Origin of the sequence: Janthinobacterium sp. J1-1 (assembly GCF_030944405.1) — a bacterium.
Classification (GTDB): domain Bacteria; phylum Pseudomonadota; class Gammaproteobacteria; order Burkholderiales; family Burkholderiaceae_D; genus Janthinobacterium.
Window position 1 is genome coordinate 966,662 of record NZ_CP132339.1, and the last position, 16,424, is coordinate 983,085.

18 protein-coding genes are annotated in these 16,424 nt (G+C 62.6%); 7 read left to right on the top strand and 11 right to left on the bottom strand.

Annotation, left to right across the window (positions count from 1 at the left end; translation table 11 throughout):
- Nucleotides 1-339: 339 nt before the first annotated feature.
- On the top strand, nt 340-1,965 hold the full coding sequence (locus Q8L25_RS04315; protein WP_308923708.1) for a methyl-accepting chemotaxis protein: 1,626 nt from the start codon (nt 340-342) through the stop codon (nt 1,963-1,965).
- A gap of 6 nt (nt 1,966-1,971) precedes the next feature.
- Here the strand turns inward: Q8L25_RS04315 and Q8L25_RS04320 are convergent, their stop codons facing one another.
- Genes Q8L25_RS04320 through Q8L25_RS04335 form a run of 4 tightly spaced genes read right to left on the bottom strand, consistent with a single transcriptional unit; the run spans nt 1,972 to nt 4,956 of the window.
- Nucleotides 1,972-2,280, bottom strand: coding sequence for an outer membrane protein assembly factor BamE (locus Q8L25_RS04320; RefSeq protein WP_308923709.1), 309 nt, complete (start codon nt 2,278-2,280; stop codon nt 1,972-1,974).
- Nucleotides 2,277-3,065: a hypothetical protein gene (locus Q8L25_RS04325; protein ID WP_308923710.1), complete on the bottom strand. Its 789-nt coding sequence runs from the start codon at nt 3,063-3,065 to the stop codon at nt 2,277-2,279. The genes Q8L25_RS04320 and Q8L25_RS04325 overlap by 4 nt, the downstream gene beginning before the upstream one ends.
- Nucleotides 3,066-3,117: 52 nt before the next feature.
- Nucleotides 3,118-3,468 (bottom strand): nucleotide pyrophosphohydrolase, encoded by a 351-nt coding sequence (locus tag Q8L25_RS04330; protein WP_308923711.1) that lies wholly within the window; start codon nt 3,466-3,468, stop codon nt 3,118-3,120.
- A 33-nt stretch (nt 3,469-3,501) separates the two neighbouring features.
- Entirely contained in the window at nt 3,502-4,956 is a 1,455-nt protein-coding gene (locus Q8L25_RS04335; protein ID WP_308923712.1) for a cytochrome P450, read from the bottom strand.
- A gap of 114 nt (nt 4,957-5,070) precedes the next feature.
- Here Q8L25_RS04335 and Q8L25_RS04340 point away from each other — a divergent pair, with 114 nt between their 5' ends.
- Entirely contained in the window at nt 5,071-5,928 is an 858-nt protein-coding gene (locus tag Q8L25_RS04340; protein ID WP_308923713.1) for a helix-turn-helix domain-containing protein, read from the top strand.
- Here the strand turns inward: Q8L25_RS04340 and ilvB are convergent.
- The gene (gene ilvB / locus Q8L25_RS04345) at nt 5,910-7,640 is read right to left on the bottom strand and encodes a biosynthetic-type acetolactate synthase large subunit (protein WP_308923714.1); all 1,731 of its coding nucleotides are present in this window, start codon (nt 7,638-7,640) and stop codon (nt 5,910-5,912) included. The two genes, Q8L25_RS04340 and ilvB, sit on opposite strands and share 19 nt — an antisense overlap.
- Before the next feature lie 98 nt (nt 7,641-7,738).
- Here ilvB and Q8L25_RS04350 point away from each other — a divergent pair, with 98 nt between their 5' ends.
- The 4 genes from Q8L25_RS04350 (at nt 7,739) to Q8L25_RS04365 (ending at nt 10,337) form a co-directional block, all read left to right on the top strand.
- Nucleotides 7,739-8,200 (top strand): Lrp/AsnC family transcriptional regulator, encoded by a 462-nt coding sequence (locus Q8L25_RS04350; RefSeq protein WP_065310010.1) that lies wholly within the window; start codon nt 7,739-7,741, stop codon nt 8,198-8,200.
- 112 nt (nt 8,201-8,312) lie between these two features.
- Nucleotides 8,313-8,930: an AIM24 family protein gene (locus Q8L25_RS04355; RefSeq protein WP_308923715.1), complete on the top strand. Its 618-nt coding sequence runs from the start codon at nt 8,313-8,315 to the stop codon at nt 8,928-8,930.
- Between the two features lie 18 nt (nt 8,931-8,948).
- The gene (locus tag Q8L25_RS04360) at nt 8,949-9,590 is read left to right on the top strand and encodes an AIM24 family protein (protein ID WP_308923716.1); all 642 of its coding nucleotides are present in this window, start codon (nt 8,949-8,951) and stop codon (nt 9,588-9,590) included.
- A gap of 3 nt (nt 9,591-9,593) precedes the next feature.
- Nucleotides 9,594-10,337, top strand: coding sequence for an AIM24 family protein (locus Q8L25_RS04365; RefSeq protein ID WP_308923717.1), 744 nt, complete (start codon nt 9,594-9,596; stop codon nt 10,335-10,337).
- Between the two features lie 2 nt (nt 10,338-10,339).
- On the opposite strand, the gene Q8L25_RS04370 is transcribed toward Q8L25_RS04365, so the two are convergent.
- Nucleotides 10,340-11,134 (bottom strand): enoyl-CoA hydratase, encoded by a 795-nt coding sequence (locus tag Q8L25_RS04370; protein WP_308923718.1) that lies wholly within the window; start codon nt 11,132-11,134, stop codon nt 10,340-10,342.
- A 24-nt stretch (nt 11,135-11,158) separates the two neighbouring features.
- Nucleotides 11,159-11,779, bottom strand: a complete 621-nt coding sequence (locus tag Q8L25_RS04375) for a head GIN domain-containing protein (RefSeq protein WP_308923719.1) — start codon at nt 11,777-11,779, stop codon at nt 11,159-11,161.
- A 153-nt stretch (nt 11,780-11,932) separates the two neighbouring features.
- Here Q8L25_RS04375 and Q8L25_RS04380 point away from each other — a divergent pair, with 153 nt between their 5' ends.
- A complete protein-coding gene (locus tag Q8L25_RS04380; protein ID WP_308923720.1) occupies nt 11,933-12,490 on the top strand; it encodes a flavin reductase family protein in 558 nt (185 codons plus the stop codon).
- Nucleotides 12,491-12,553: 63 nt separating this feature from the next.
- On the opposite strand, the gene gdhA is transcribed toward Q8L25_RS04380, so the two are convergent.
- From gdhA to Q8L25_RS04400, 4 genes are all read right to left on the bottom strand, one after another.
- Nucleotides 12,554-13,897 (bottom strand): NADP-specific glutamate dehydrogenase, encoded by a 1,344-nt coding sequence (gdhA, locus tag Q8L25_RS04385; protein ID WP_308923721.1) that lies wholly within the window; start codon nt 13,895-13,897, stop codon nt 12,554-12,556.
- 139 nt (nt 13,898-14,036) lie between these two features.
- Complete coding sequence (locus Q8L25_RS04390) at nt 14,037-14,423, bottom strand: hypothetical protein (protein WP_308923722.1); 387 nt, start codon at nt 14,421-14,423, stop codon at nt 14,037-14,039.
- A complete protein-coding gene (locus Q8L25_RS04395) occupies nt 14,417-14,785 on the bottom strand; it encodes a hypothetical protein (RefSeq protein WP_308923723.1) in 369 nt (122 codons plus the stop codon). Before Q8L25_RS04395 ends, Q8L25_RS04390 begins: the two co-directional genes overlap by 7 nt.
- 158 nt (nt 14,786-14,943) lie before the next feature.
- Nucleotides 14,944-16,191 carry a DUF819 family protein gene (locus tag Q8L25_RS04400; protein WP_308923724.1) on the bottom strand — a complete coding sequence of 416 codons (1,248 nt, stop codon included), beginning with the start codon at nt 16,189-16,191 and terminating at the stop codon, nt 14,944-14,946.
- Between the last annotated feature and the right edge of the window lie 233 nt (nt 16,192-16,424).

Below are 16,424 nucleotides of genomic sequence, written 5' to 3' on the forward strand. Positions count from 1 at the left end.
TTTGCACCGCTGGCGCAATAAGTGTTCCTACTTACGGTTTGAATCGCGGCGTACCGCTTGGTAATGGTTGCCGGTAACTGGCAGGCATCGCCGTGCATTGCGCAGCGTATTGGAATGTTGAAGGCGAATGCGCAATGATGGCAGCGTAATGTATTAATATTTTTCGTGTTAATAAAATCAAGTCGATTAAATAAAAGGAAATATAAATAGATAAATGCCGTGTGTTTATGTTATTCCTTTACCTACGGCAAAACTGGCGCCATGGTATGGGCGCAAGGCTTGATGTGGTATATTGTTTTTATAATTTTGCTATGCTATTTACAAAAACAAGGAGCGAGAATGCGCTTGAATATGCCCGTCACGCAAAAAGAAACTATTCTTAATGAAGGCATGACGATTGTTTCCACCACGGATTTACAGGGAAACATTAATTATGTCAATCAGTATTTTATTGAAGTCAGCGGATTTTCCGAATCAGAATTGCTGGGTGCGCCGCAAAATATCCTGCGGCACCCCGATATGCCGGCCGAGGCCTTTGCCGACCTGTGGCGTACCATCCAGAGCGGCATGCCGTGGACCGGCATGGTCAAGAACCGCTGCAAGAACGGCGATTATTACTGGGTGCTGGCCAATATCACGCCGGTGATCGAAAACGGCCGTCCGGTCGGTTATATGTCGGTGCGCACCAAACCCACGCGCGAGCAGGTGGCCGAAGCGGCGGCGCTGTACCAGGGCTTCAAGGATGGCAACGAGGCCAAGCTGGCCTTCCGCAATGGCCGGATCGTTGGCCAGGGCCTGGGCGCCAGGCTGAAAGCCTTGAGCCAGCCCAGCCTGTCGCAAGGCATGGCCGTCAACGCCATCTTCTTCTGCGTCTCCATGGCCGTGCTCGCTGGCGCCGTCTGGAATATCGACAGCGACACCCATGCCGCCACGCGCGGCTGGCTGATTGCGCTGGCCGCCATGGCGTCGGTGATCATGCTGGTGTTCTGCGCCTATCTGCACAACTCGGTGGTGCAGCCGCTGAGCGAGGCCGTGATGGTGGCGCGCAAGATGGCCGGCGGCGACCTGACCGGCGTGATCGACAAGGTGCGCGACGACGACATGGGCCAGCTGATGGCGGCCCTGCGCCAGACCAATATCAATCTGCACAGCATCATCGGCGACGTGCGCGCCAATTTCGAGGATATCCGCGTCACCACCGCCGAGATCGCGACCGGCAATATGGACTTGTCCAGCCGCACCGAATCGCAGGCGTCCAGCCTGGAGCAGACGGCCGCCAGCATGGAAGAGCTGACTTCGACCGTGCAGAGCAGCGCCGATCACGTGGCCACCGCCAATGACCTGGCGGTGCAGGCCTCCGCCGTGGCCGCGAAGGGCGGCGCGATTGTTACCGAAGTGGTCAGCACCATGGATGAAATCAGCGGCTCGTCGCGCAAGATTCTCGATATTATCGGCCTGATCGACGGCATCGCCTTCCAGACCAATATCCTGGCCCTGAATGCGGCCGTCGAAGCGGCGCGCGCCGGTGAACACGGCCGTGGTTTTGCGGTGGTGGCCGGCGAAGTACGCAGCCTGGCCCAGCGTTCGGCCACGGCCGCCAAGGAAGTCAAACACCTGATCGATCATTCGATCGCCACCGTGAATGCGGGTACCGTGCTGACCAGCAATGCCGGCGCCACCATGCGGGAAGTGATCGCGTCGGTGGCGCGCGTGACGGAGGTGATGGATGAAATCTCGTCGACCACCCGCGAGCAGAACCAGGGCATCGGCCAGGTCAACCAGGCGGTGATCCATATGGACGGCATCACCCAGCAAAATGCGGCGCTGGTGGAGCAGGCCGCCGCCGCCGCCACCAACCTGGCGCAGCGCACCGACAGCGTGGCCAAGTCCATGTTCGTGTTCAAGCTGAAGCAGGCGCCAAGGCGCAGGGCGAGTGGCGGTGCGGTGCGGGCGCTGGCCAAGTAAGCCGGGCTATTTCTTCAGCTGGTACACCTCGCCGCGGCGCACCTTTTTTACCACCCCGTCCGGCCCGAACAGGATCAGGTACTCGCCGCCCGTTCCGGCGGCGGCGGGGTAGGTATACATCCACACCTCATTGCCGCTATCAAACCGTATCGAGGTGCTCTCGCCGAGCGCGGCGCGCACCTGTTCGCGGGTGCTGCTGCCCACCTGCACTGTCTGCTCCAGGGTGGCTTGCGGCACGGATTTGCTCGCTTGCAGGGCGCGCGTGCCGGAGCAGGCGGCCAGTGACAGCAGCAGGGGAAATATCAGCCACCTCATGGCGCCGCCTCATCCATGTAATCGAACTCCAGCAGGGTATCGTCGGGCCAGGCCTGGTCCCATAGTGGCGCGTAATAGGTGCGGTCCAGCAACACCTGGCAATCGCAATACGGCAGCGAGGCGGGTGTCTGTTCGCCGCCCGCATACAGCATCCTGAAGGGCAGGGCCAGGCGGCGCTCGCCGTGCACCAGGGTGACGCCCAGCAAGGGCCGGTCGGTAAAGAACAGGTAATTGCCGTCCGGCTCGGAACAGACCTTGTCGGTGCTGTACAGCATGCTCGATAGCCAGGAAATAATGGCGGGGTCGTTCGAGATCAGGCCCGAATCCATGCCGGCGCGGCATTCCAGGCGCAGGTCGCCCAGGCGCCGCGTTCCCGGTGGCAAGCCCGGCGTGGTGACCTGGGCGCGCCAGCTCATGGTGGTGGCCTTGCGGTTGGCGATCAGCACGGCATCTTCGCGCAGGGCCTGCGCGTTGCGCACGGGGGCGAAGCTATTGTCCTCAAGCAAGGGCAGCGGCACGCTGACAGTGTCGCCGGCGATGCGCAATTTCACGCCTTGCATGTCGACGCCGGGCTGGCGCGGCAGCAAGCGAAAACGCAGGCTGGCCTGCGGCGCCAGGCCATGGTCGCGTTCGAAGCGGTCCACGCCCTGCATCATCTTGCGGTAGGACTTGTCGACCGGGTCGCGCGTGGCGTCAACTTTTACCTGCGGCACGGGCGACGTTTGCGCCAGCGCAGCACCACACGGCAACACGGCCGCAAAAAGGAGAATAAATGGAATACGCATGGCCCGATGCTACGCCGATTCGCGTATCGGCCACGCACGGATGGGGGTAGGCTCAGTACTCGGAATATTTGCGGGCGTCGCCGCGCACCTGTCCGGCCGGGTATTTCAGCGCGTTCAGTTCCATCTTTTCCAGCACCGCCGCATGCAGGTCGACGCCGCTCTTGTCGGCCAGGCGCACCAGGTACATCAGCACGTCGGCCAGTTCATGGCGGATGCCGGTGCGTTTCGCCTCGTCGAGTTCCTCGTCCGCGCCGGTCGGCAGCCACTGGTAGTGTTCCACCAGCTCGGCCACTTCCACCGACAGCGCCATGGCCAGGTTTTTCGGCGTATGGAACTGGTCCCAGTCGCGCTCTTGCGCAAAGGCGGCCAGGCGTAGACGGATATCGATCAGGCTGTCGTTCATGATGGCGGTACGTTGACATAAAAGCCGATGGTATCACTGCGGCGTGGCCAGCCGCAGCGACAGGCCCACCGGCGACATCACAAAACCCATCAGCTCCTGCGCTTCGCCGCCGTCCGGCGTATCGACGCCGGCGATATCGAAGCTGCCCAGCAGCATGGCCATGGCGATCTTGATTTCCAGCAGCGCCAGATAGCGGCCCGGGCAGGTGCGCAGGCCCGAGCCAAACGGCATGGCGGCGCGCTTGTTGTTGACTTCCTGCTGGCCCTCTTCAAGCCAGCGTTCGGGCCTGAATGCCTGGGCATCGGGAAAGTGCGCGTCGGACAGCGTATCGTGGCGCAGCACGCACCACACCAGGCTGCCGGCCGGCACGGCCACGTCGCCCACCACCGTGTCGCGCAAGGCTTCGAGCGGCAAAAACGGCGCCACCGGCTTCAAACGCATCGCTTCGCTGGCGCAGGCGCCCAGATAGTCCAGGCGGTCCATCTGCTCGATGGTAAAGCCGGCCACGTCGGGCGCCACGCTGCGCACTTCCTCGCGCGCCCGCGCCAGGGCAGACGGGTTGCAACGCAGCAAATAAATCATCCACGAGATCGTGTTGGCCGTCGTGTCTTCGCCGGCCAGCAGCATGGTCAGCACATTGCCTGCCACGGCGCGGTCGTCCAAGCCGCTGTCCTGCTCGTCGGCGGCGGCGATCATCGCTTCGAGCAGATTGGGCGGACGCACGCGGCGTGCCGGGTCCTGGGCCATGCGCGCCCGCGCCTGTTCCACCAGATCGGTCACGGCCCGGTCCAGCGCCGCCACGTCGCGGTCCAGTCGCTTGTCGGCGGGCAATTTGAAATAGCGCCAGTAGGGCAGCATCGACAGGCTGCGCCGCGCCACGGCGGGCAGGATCGCATCCATATGGCGCTGGATCACGTCCTCGCCCGCTTCCAGCGTATTGACCTCGGTGCCGAACGCCAGCCCGGCGATGATGTCTACCGTATAGCGCTTCAGGTCGCCATCGAGATGGATCGCTTCGCCCCGGCTGGCGGCGCCGTGCCAGCGCCGCTGCAGGCGCTGCGCCACCGTCACCAGCGACGGGAAATACGCCTTGATGGCACCGGGCGCCATGCCGGCCATCACCATGCGGCGCTGGTTGCGCCAGGCGCTGCCTTCGGCCAGGAACAGGCCCGGGATGCCGCCCATTTCCTCGGACACGATGTAGCTCGATAGCGGGCGGCGAAAGCCGTCGGGCCGGTCACGCAGGATGGCGGAGACGGCCTCGCTGTCGGCCACCACCAGCACCAGGGTACGGCCAAACCAGGCGCGCATATAGGGGCCGTAGCGGCGTACCCAGCCTTCCACATCGCGGTGGATGCGTGGCAGTTTCAATTGGAAACTGTTGCCGAAGAAGGGCAGGGCGTATGGGCCTGGCAAGTGGCGGATCTGGCGCAGCGTGCGCGGAACGGCGGGCGCGGCAGGTGGGATGGCGAGGTCGAGTGGCGGCATGGCAAACTCCGGTGAACGGCGAACAATGGCCTGACTGTAGCGCGCTTGAATCGGCAAGTCTTGAACGTATACGACATCGCCCGTTCGCCGACGTTTCTCGCTACAATCGTTGTCATGGTTACCACCTCCCTGCCTGTCACGCGCCTGATCGCGCCGCGCCTGGCGCTCGCTTCCTGCGTGCGCGCCTTTCTCGTGCGCGACACCACGGCTTGCGCGCCGCTGCTGCCGGCGCAGCGCCTGAACCGTTTTCCGGCCGCACCGATGTGCAGCATCAGCTGGACGGTGTCGGGCGAGCTGGAAGCGGCCGCGCCGGGTTTGATGCTGCCTGACGTGCGCATGCCGGCGGCGCTGTTCGGTGGCCCGCGGTCCTATCCGCTGGTCAGCTATAACCCGGGACCGGTGCACTCGTTTATCGTGATGTTTTATCCGGCCGCGCTGCATGCCTTGACGGGCGTGGCGATGGGGCCGATGCTGGACCAGTTTCGCCCGTTTGACGAACTGTTCGATGCCGACTGGCAATCGTTGTCGCAGGCGGTGCTGGCCGCGCCTGACGATGAGGCGCGCGTGGCCCTGGTGGAGACTTTTCTTGCGCCGCGCTGGCAGCTGGCGCGCCAGCAGGACGATCATCCGGCCAGCGCCATCCACGACTGGGTGCGGCGCCTGGGCGTGCAGGCGGCGTCCAGCGGACTGGCCAGCGGCGCGCGCAATATCGAGCGCCGCATCAAGACCTGGGCCGGCCAGCCCATGCGTACCCTGCGCCGCATGCGCCGCGCCGAGCAGCTGTTTCTCGACGAGCGCGACGCCATGTTGCAGGGCAAGGTGTCGTGGTCCGATCTGGCGGCCCAGGGCGGCTATGCCGACCAGGCGCATTTCTGCCGCGAGACGCGGGAGATTACGGGATTGAGCCCGACCGAGCTGGCGCAGGCCAGCAGAAACGATGAAAGCTACTGGATTTATCGGGTGTGGGCGTAGAGCACCCCTTTCGCCAAGGTGATTTGATGATGGCCCGCGCCCGGCGCCATCATGGGAAAGCAGTTCTCTTCGCCATGCACGCGCACATCGAGGAAATACGGGCCGCTGGAAGCCATGCATTCGGCCAGCGCCGCATCTAGTTCTTCACGCTTTTCCACCGTCCGGGCCTGCCAGCCAAACGCGCGCGCCAGGGCCACGAAATCGGGCAGCGCCTCGGTATAGCTGTGGCTGTAGCGCCCGCCGTGGATCAGCTCCTGCCATTGCCGCACCATGCCCATGTAGCCATTGTTCGACAGCACCACCTTGACGGGCAGGCGGTGCTGCACGGCGGTGGCCAGTTCCTGGATATTCATCAGGATCGAGGCGTCGCCGCTGACGCACACCACGCGCTTGCCAGGGTGGGCGACTTGGGCGCCGATGGCGGCCGGCAAGCCATAACCCATGGTGCCGGCGCCGCCCGAGGTCAGCCAGCGGCCCGGCTGCTCGAAGCGCAAGTGTTGCGCCGCCCACATCTGATGCTGGCCGACATCGGTCGAGACAATGGCGTCCTGTCCCGCCAGCGCCGCCTGCAGCCTCTGCATCAGCGCCTGCGGCGCGATGACGTTCGGCGTGTCGTCGAACGTCAGGCAGTGTTCGTCGCGCCAATGGCCGATGCGTTGCCACCATGGCGCCAGATCGGGCAGGGCGCGTCCGCGCAGTCGTTCCAGCAAGGCCGCCAGCACCGGCGCGCAATCGCCGCGCAGGGCCACGTCGGCGCGCACCACCTTGTCGATGGACGCAGGGTCGATATCGACATGGATGACCTTGGCGCCGGGGCAGAAGGCGTCCAGCTTGCCCGTGACCCGGTCGTCGAAGCGGGCGCCCACGCACACCACCAGGTCCGCATGGTGCATGGCCAGGTTCGCTTCCAAAGTCCCATGCATGCCCAGCATGCCGAGAAATTGCGGACTGGAGGCTGGACAGGCGCCCAGGCCCAGCAGGGTCAAGGTACACGGTGCGCCGGTCAGCTCGACCAGGTCCGTGAAATGCGCGCAGGCGGCGTCGCCGGAATTGATCAGGCCGCCACCACCGTAAAACACGGGCTGGCGTGCGCCGGCGATCAGGCCGGCCGCCTGTTCCAGATCGGCCAGCTCGGGCAAGCGCAGTGGGGGCCTGGCGGCCGGCATAAATACGGGCGGGGGCGTGGCTGCCAGTTGCAGATCCTTGGGGAAATCGATCAATACGGGACCGGGCCGGCCCTGCGTGGCCTGCAGATAGGCTTCCTGCACCACCGCCGCCGTTTCTTCTGGAGTACGGATCTGCCGGTTCCATTTGGTGACGGGGCGGGAAATGCCGAGCGCATCGCATTCCTGGAAGGCGTTGGTGCCGATCGCCGTGGTCGCCACCTGGCCGCTGATGCAGATGATGGGAATCGAATCGCATAGCGCGTCGAGCAGGCCGGTGGTGGTGTTGCTCATGCCGGGGCCGGAAGTGACGAACACCACGCCGGGCCGGCCGGTGCTGCGCGCATAGCCTTCGGCCGCGTGCACGGCCGCCTGTTCGTGGCGCACCAGCACATGGCGCAGGCGCGGCTGGGCGTGCAGGGCGTCATACAGCGGCAGCACGGCGCCGCCCGGATAGCCGAAGACGGTGTCGACGCCGAGCGCCAGCAGGGTGTCGATCAGCACACTGGCGCCATTGCTGGCGGGAGGGGGAGAGTGAAGTGTTTGCATGCCTTATTTTCTGCGGGCAGATGCAGAAAAGGTTGCTGCTTTTCTCGATTAAAATACGATGTTCAGCAAAATTTGCTGCCAAATACAGAAAGTGCGGAATGAAACTCGATAAATTCGACCTCGCCATCCTGGCCGCGCTGCAGCAGGACGCCCGCATCAGCCTGCAGGAACTGAGCAGCCAGGTCGGCCTGACCTCCTCTCCCTGCTGGGCCCGCATCAAGCGCATGGAGGAAGACGGCGTGATCGAAGGCTATACGGTGCAGGTCAATGCGGCCAAAGTGGGGCTGGCCGATACCGTGATCGTGCAGGTCACGCTGGACGACCATTCCGACCAGGCGCTGTTCGAATTCGGCCATGCGCTGGCGCTGATACCGGAAGTGCTGGAAGCGTTTCTGGTGTCGGGCGACTATGATTATTATCTGCGCATCGCGGTCAGCGACACGCGCGACTACGAGCGGCTGCTGCGCGAGCGGCTGTATAAAATCCCCGGCATTCGCCACAGCAAATCGAGCTTTGTGCTGCGCCAGCTCAAGCACAGCCATTTGCCGCTGCAGCGTTGAACGCCGCAGGCAGGCGCCGTTCGATAGGAATAGCGCTTGCACGCAAGCATGTCCGCCGGTATCTTGTCGTTCAGCCATGGCTGTGTTGCCTGGCATTTCAGGAGGATCGCGAGTGACCAGTTTCCGCAACAATACCGACCGCCTGCTCGAAGTGCGCTTGCAGGACGAAAAAGTGCTGGCGATCGCCGGCGCCATGGTCGCCTACACGGGCAGCATCAAGTTTGAAAAATCCCTGCTCGGTGGCGAAGGCATCTTTGGCGCGCTCAAGCGCAAGGTGACGAACGAGGGCATGCAGCTGATGCAGGCCTCGGGCAATGGCACCGTGTTCTTTGCGCACAATGCGTTCGAGATCACCGTGCTGGCGCTGGCCGGCGAAAAGCTGACCATCGAAAGCAGCAGCCTGCTGGCCTACGACACCAGCCTGAAGACCGGCACCAGCTTTGCCGGCTTGCGCGGCGCCAGCTCTGGCCAGGGCCTGTTTTCCACCACGGTGGAAGGCAGCGGCAATATCGCCGTCATTTCGCAGGGCAATCTGATCATGCTGGAAGTGACCCCATCGACACCCTTGCGCGTGGACCCGGACGCCTTTGTCGGCTTCAAGGGCGATATCCGCCAGGAATTCGTGTTCGACGTCAACTGGCGCACGATGATAGGACAAAGCTCGGGCGAGTCCTACCAGCACAAATTCACCGGCCAGGGCGTGGTGTATATCCAGCCCGCCGAACGTTAAGCAGCCAGGAGCCACGCGATGCCGGTTTATCAGCAGATCAATGAAAAAATGCTCGAGGTCAAACTCAGCAACGAAGAAGTATTCGCGCGCAAGGGCGCCATGGTGTCCTACCAGGGCGAGGTGCAGTTCAGCCGCTCCTTCCTGGCGGGCCAGGGCGTACAAAGCCTGGCCATGCGCGCCGTCACCAACGAAGGCTACGCCATGATGGCGGCCAAGGGCAGCGGCAGCGTGTACTACGCGCATGCCGGCCTGTTCGTCACCATCATCCCGGTGCGCGGCGAAACGTTATACGTCGAAAGCGACACCCTGCTGGCCTTCGACGCCCGCCTGACGGCCGGCACCATGTTCCTCGGCAACCAGGGCGGCATCCAGGGCGTGGTACGCGGCGCGGTATCGGGCCAGGGCTTGTTTACCACCACCTTGCAGGGCACGGGAGAAGTGGCGATTTTGTCCGACGGCAATACCATCGGCCTGCCGGTCACGCACGACGTGCCGGTATTCGTCGACCCGCAAGCCTATATCGGCCACACGGGCCAGCTCAGTTCCAATATCGTCACCGACCTGAACTGGAAAACCTTTGTCGGCCAGGCCTCGGGCGAATCGTACCAGGTGAAATTCACGGGCCAGGGAACGGTCTATATCCAAGCGAGCGAAAGGTAAGCCATGACGATCTACAATCCCTCCACCTTGCCCAAAAACGATAACCTGAACCGCTTCTCGTACGTGATCGACGTCAAGGAACAGATCTTCATTCGCAAGGGCAAGATGATCGCCTTTTATGGCGAGCTGCGCTTCGAAGCCATGGGCAGCAGCGTGCTCGACCTGATCGTGCGCACGGCCTTCAATGCGCCCAAGTATGTGCACCATTTCGTGGTTGCCAACGGCCAGGGCCAGCTGATTTTGGGCGACAACGGCAACGACCTGGCCTGTTACGACCTCGACAACGCCAACATGACCATCCGCGCGAAAAACCTGCTGGGTTTTACCAAGGACGTGGTCTGCCAGGAATCGACCTTGCCAGGCTACCTGACCATGATCGGCACCGGCAAGGTGATCGCCTCGTCGAACGGCCCGGTGCACTTCCTGGAGCTGCCGTGCAGGGTCGACGAGCAGGCCGTGCTGGGTTGGGCCGATTGCCCCAGCCCCTCGTATCACTACGATTACGCCCACGTGCAGGGTTGGGCTTCGGCGGCCGGCGCGCTGACGGGCTTTACCCTGTCGGGTGAAGAAAAGCAGATCGACTTCACGGGCGCCGGCACGGTGCTGGTGCAGTCATCGGAACTCGACACGGTGGGCAGCTCGACCCTGTCGCACCTGCTGTCGCAACTGCCGCTGCTGGGCCAGGACGATCTGAACAAACTCAGCGCATCGGCACAGCAGCAGATGAAGGAAAACCGCCAGTCTTGAACTCACGCTCGCCAGTTCGGCGAGCGTTTTTCCAGGAAGGCGGCAACGCCTTCGCTGGCGTCTTCCTCCATCATGTTTTTCGCCATCACTTCGCCCGCATACGCATACGCCTCGGCCAGCGCCATTTGCCGCTGGCGGTAGAACATCGCCTTGCCGTGGCGCACTGCCGCCGGGCTCTTGTCCATGATGCTTTGCGCCAGCCGCGCCACCTCGTCGTCCAGCGCTTCGTCGGCCACGGCCGCGTTGATCAGGCCCCAGTCGGCGGCCGTGCCGGCATCGATAAAGCGGCCCGTCATCAGCATCTCGAAGGCGCGCTTGGTCGATACATTCCTCGACAAGGCCACCGACGGCGTGGCGCAGAACAGGCCCACGTTAATGCCGGACACGGCAAACCGGGCCGACGCACCGGCCACCGCCAGGTCGCAGCTGGCCACCAGCTGGCAACCGGCCGCCGTGGCGATGCCATGTACGCGCGCAATCACCGGCACCGGCAATTCCTGTATCCACCGCATCACGCGCGAGCACTGTGCAAACAGCGTCTTGTAATAGGCAAGGTTGCGCGTGGCCTGCATTTCGCGCAAGTCGTGGCCGGCGCAAAACGCCTTGCCTTCGGCCGCCAGCACCACGCAGCGTACTTCGGGCTGACCGGCGATGATGTCGAGTTCGGCCTGCAGCGCCGCCAGCATCGCTTCCGACAAAGCATTGAATTGCAGCGGACGGTTCAGGCGCAGGGTGGCCAGGCCGCCGGTGTTTTCGCGCAGTACCAGTGGCGCCGCCGTATCGCTTGAGGTATGCATAGAAGTCTCCACTGATGGATGGGCTTATTTGGCCGCGCTGACGCTGCCAATGCCGGCCACCGACTTGTGCACGATCTTCGGCTTGCCGTAATACACCAATTCGCCCATGCCGCGCACCACGGCGTTCAGTTCGCCCGAGGAATACACTTTGACCGAGCCGATGCCGTCGAAATTGACGTCGACGTTTTTTGCCAGCAAGGCTTGCGTATCGACTTCGCCCACGCCCTGGGCTTTCAGGCGCAGCCAGTCGATCTTGCCGTCAGCCAGCAGGCGTCCGGCGCCCTGGTAGCTGATATCGACGCGTGGGCCGTTCAGCTTGGTGAGGATTTTTTCACCGGCGCCATCGGCGATCAGCTTGCGCAACTGCGGCATGGTAACGATCACGCGCGGATCGCCTTCTACCTTCTTGATGGTCTTGTCCTTCATGGAAATCTTCAGTTCGCCATTGACCACTTCCGTGATCACGCCGCCGAGGAATTTCTGGTCGCCGCGCAGCACCAGGCTATGCTCCTTGCCCGATTCCACTTCGATGCTGATCGGGCCGCGGATATCGATGGCGTTGAAGGCAGTGACCGGGCGGGTCTGCTCGTCGGCATGGACCAATGGGCTGGCAACGAGGGCGGCGAACAGGAGCAGGTGGCGCATGGCGATTTCCTTGTAAGGTTGATCCGTCTATTCTAAGTTGCAATTTGAGCAAATGGGAAAATTTGCGATGAACGTCAACGATTGCGGCTTCAGCTGCGCGCCCGGCACGGTACTGTTGGGCTATGCTGGAGGTTGACGAGTCCAGGAGCTGCCATGAAAAATTATCACAAAGAAGATTATCCCGTCGCCGATATCCGCCGTTTTCTCGAACCGGGACCGGTGGTGCTGGTCAGCTCCACCTGGAAGGGCGAAAGCGACATCATGACCATGGGCTGGCACATGCTGATGGAGTTCACGCCCTCGCTATTGGGTTGCTTTATTTCCGACGCCAACCACAGCTACGAAATGATCAAGCGCAGCATGGAATGCGTGATCAACCTGCCGACCTCGGACATGGTCGACCAGGTGGTGGCGATCGGCAACTGCAGCGGCGAAGACACCGATAAATTCACCACCTTCGGCCTGACGGCGCAGCCAGCCGAGAAAGTGGGGGCGCCCCTGATCGCCGAATGCTACGCCAACTTCGAATGCAAACTGGCGCAGGTGGCGGGCAACCCCAAGGGCGGCTTCTTCATTTTCGAATGCGTGAAAGCCCATGTGGCCACCTCGCCCAAGCTGCCCGAAACCCTGCATTACCGGGGCAATGGCGAGTTCATGGTCTCGGGCAGGACGATCAGCCGCAAGAGTCTGATGAAGCCGGAAATGCGTTGACAGCCGTAGGTCGGATTAGCGCGCAGCGCGTAATCCGACAACATTGTTGACCTCGGCGACGGCTTAAATCACCCCCTGCGCCAGCATCGCGTCGGCCACTTTCACAAAGCCGGCGATATTGGCGCCATCGACATAACTGACCGTGCCGTCGGCGCGCGTGCCGTAGCGCTTGCACGCGGCATGGATGCCCTGCATGATCTGCAGCAGGCGCGCATCGACTTCCTCGCGCGGCCACGACAGGCGCGCCGCGTTCTGGCTCATTTCCAGGCCGGATGTCGCCACCCCGCCCGCATTGCTGGCCTTGCCCGGGGCGTACAGCACGCCGGCCGCCTCGAAGGCCTTGGCCGCTTCGATGGTGGTCGGCATATTGGCGCCTTCTGCCACGCACTGCACGCCATTGGCGATCAGGGTGCGCGCGTCGTCCAGCGTCAGCTCGTTCTGCGTGGCGCAGGGCAGGGCGATATCGACCGGCACATGCCATGGCGACACGCCCGCTTCGAAGCGCACGCCCGTGCGTTCGGCGTAATCGCTGACCCTGCCGTACAGATGGTTCTTGATCTCCATCAGGATCGCCAGCTTGTCGGTGGTAAAACCGTCTTCATCGATGATGGTGCCGCTCGAATCGGACACCGTGACGACTTTCGCGCCCATCGCCAGCGCTTTTTCCACCGCATATTGCGCCACATTGCCCGAGCCGGAGATGCTCACGCGCTTGCCTTCGAACGAGGTGCCGCGGGTTGTCAGCATTTCCTGTGCAAAATAGACGGTGCCATAGCCGGTCGCTTCCGGGCGCATCAGCGAGCCGCCATAGCTGGCGCCCTTGCCCGTAAACACGCAGTCGGCGCGGTTGCTGAGCTTTTTCATCATGCCGGCCATATAGCCGATCTCGCGCCCGCCAACGCCGATATCGCCGGCCGGCACGTCCGTGTCCGCGCCCACATGGCGGAACAGTTCGCTGACAAACGCCTGGCAGAAGCGCATCACCTCGCCCGAGCTCTTGCCCTTGGGATCGAAATCGGCCCCACCCTTGCCGCCACCCATCGGCAAGGTCGTCAGCGCATTCTTGAAGGTCTGCTCGAATGCCAAAAATTTCAGCACCGACAGATTGACGGACGGGTGGAAACGGATGCCGCCCTTGTACGGCCCGATGGCCATGCTGTGCTGGATGCGATAGCCGCGGTTGACCTGCACCTGGCCATGGTCGTCGACCCACGATACGCGAAACATCACCACGCGTTCCGGCTCGATCAAGCGTTCCAGCAAGCCTTGCTCCGCGTATTTCGGGTGCTGCTCCAAGAACGGCCACAAGCTTTCCATCACTTCCGTGACGGCTTGCAGAAACTCGGGTTGACCTGGATTGCGTGCGGCGACATGCTGGACATACTCGTGAGCAGATGCGTATTTCATCAGAATTCCATGGAGGTAAACAGTTATTTGGGCAACTATCTTCGCAGATTTTGCACGAAAATGGTGTGGAAATTTTGTTTGGAGGGGATTCTGCTACGTTTTGGAGCGTTTTTTCAGGCCGCCAAGATGTGAAAAATGCTTACGGTTTGCATATTTCGCCGCTGACCGAGCCACCGATACTGAGTCCTGTCGACAGATCGAAACCGAACTCGCAGCGATAGCCATCCTGGGCGCGATGGCGGCACAGCAGCATGTCGCGGTTGCGCAGGCGGATTTGTGGGTCGGGACAGCCATCGGGCAAATCGGGACCGATGGCCTCGAACATGTCCTTTGCGGCTGTGCCCCTCAAACGAAAGGCGACCTTGGTATCGCCGGCAACGGGAGGCACGGGGTCATCGAGATAAGCGCCATAAATGGCGTAGGAAGCTGAAAAATCCCTTTGGACATACTCCCAGACCGCGCGGGCTTGGTGTGCCAGCAACAGGCATAGCGCAGCGGCAAAAAGCAGGCTGGCGCGTTTCAGCATGTGGAGCCGCCGATGCTGTGCCCGCTCAGCAGATCGAAACCGAAGTCGCAATGATGGCCATCCCGAGGATGATAGGAACAGCTCACGTGCGCCCGTTGGCGCAAACGGTTTTCACCCTCCACACCGCAGGTATTGCGCAAGTCCGGACCCATCGCATCGAACAGTTGCTTTGCCGCTTTGCCGTCGATCCGGAACGCGATGCGCTTGTCCTTGCTGCTCGGTGGTAGCGGGTCGCCCAAACCGCCACCGTAGATCACATAGTGTCCTTGGACCGGCTGGTAAGAAAACAGCCACTGTTGCGTGGATTGCGCCATGCCGACGCCGAGAACAAGCGGGAGAGCAAGGAAGAAGAGCGATTTCATGTCACCGTCTCCGCTGTTCGCTGTCTAGTGGGGAAAAAGCCAGGTGCGCGTGGAGGTCAGCGCGTTTGATGATTGTTGCTGGTTTGTAAGGTCAAAACATTGCGAAGGATCACAGGCAGCCGCGAGGGCTACCTGCGGACTGCGCCAGGTGGAAACTCTTACCCCGCCATGCCGCGCAATATCAGTCCGGTAATATAGGCGCCGTAAGTACCCAGCGCGTAGCCGAGCACGGCCAGCAGCACGCCCACCGGCGCCAGCGCCGGGTGGAAGGCGCTGGCGATCACGGGCGCCGAGGCGGCGCCGCCGATATTGGCTTGCGAGCCGACCGCCATGAAGAACAGCGGGGCGCGGATCAGCTTGGCGACCAGCAGCATCAGGCCGCCATGGACCGCGATCCAGATCAGGCCCAGCAGGAACAAAAACGGCTTGTCGAGCAGGGCACCCAAGTCCATATGCATGCCGATGGTGGCCACCAGCACGTACAGCATGGCCGAGCCGATGGTCGAGGCGCCGGCGCCCTCCAGGCTGCGCGCCCGGGTAAAGCTCAGCAGCAGGCCGAAGGTGGTGGCGAAGACGACGATCCAGAAGAAATTCGAGGTCAGGCTGTAGTCCTGCAAGCGCCATTCGGCCGGCAGGGTATTGATCCAGGCGATAGTGGGGCCGGCAAGGAAGTGCGACAGCCCCGTCACGCCCAGGCCCACGCCGAGTATCATCATCACGTCGGTCAGAGTGGCGATGCGCGCATGCTGGGCACGGTAGCTTTCGATGCTGTCCTTGAGCGCATTGATGGCGGACAAGTCGGCGCCCGTCCAGCGGTCGAAGGCGCCGGCCCGCCCTGCCAGGAACAGCAGCACGGCGGTCCAGACATTGGCCACCAGCACATCGACGGCGACGAACTGGCCGAACAGGGTGGCATCGACTTCAAACACTTCCTTCATCGCCGCCTGGTTGGCGCCGCCGCCTATCCACGAACCGGCCACGGTGGTCATGCCGCGCCAGGTGTCGCCGGCCACTGTTTCCGGATGGATCAGGCGCATGGCTTCGAACGATACCAGGGCACCGAGCATCACCCCGAGCGTACCGGTCAGGAACATGATGATGGCCTTGGGGCCGAGGCGGATGATGCCGCCGAAATCGATGGCCACGCACAGCAGTACCAGCGCGCTGGGCAGCAGGTAGTCGCGCGCCACGGCATACAGGCCCGAGGCGTTGCCGTCGATAATGCCGAAGGTGTTGAGCAGCGCCGGTATCAGATAGCACATCAGCAGCGACGGGATATAGGCATAGAATTTTTTCCAGAAGCCGGTCGTACGCGAGGCGGACCAGAAGACGGCCCCCAGGGTCATGGCGAGCAGGCCGAGGACAACGGCGTCATTGGTGATCAGGGCTTGTGTGGCAGGTGGCATCGGTGATTCCGGTGGACGTGTCAGTGGCGGCCGGGATGCGGATAGCGGCCCCGGGCGTGGCGTGGTCGTATCCTATAGCAATGTTGGTGGCCAAACAAATTATTTGGCCGCCATCGCCGAATGTTTGTTTTGTAAAATCAAACACATGCGCACGGCTTTGCGCGCCCGGCAGGCAGGCCGGCGCTGTGTGTTGCATGCAAATGATAAGCTCGTCGTTCCGTATATTTGCAGGA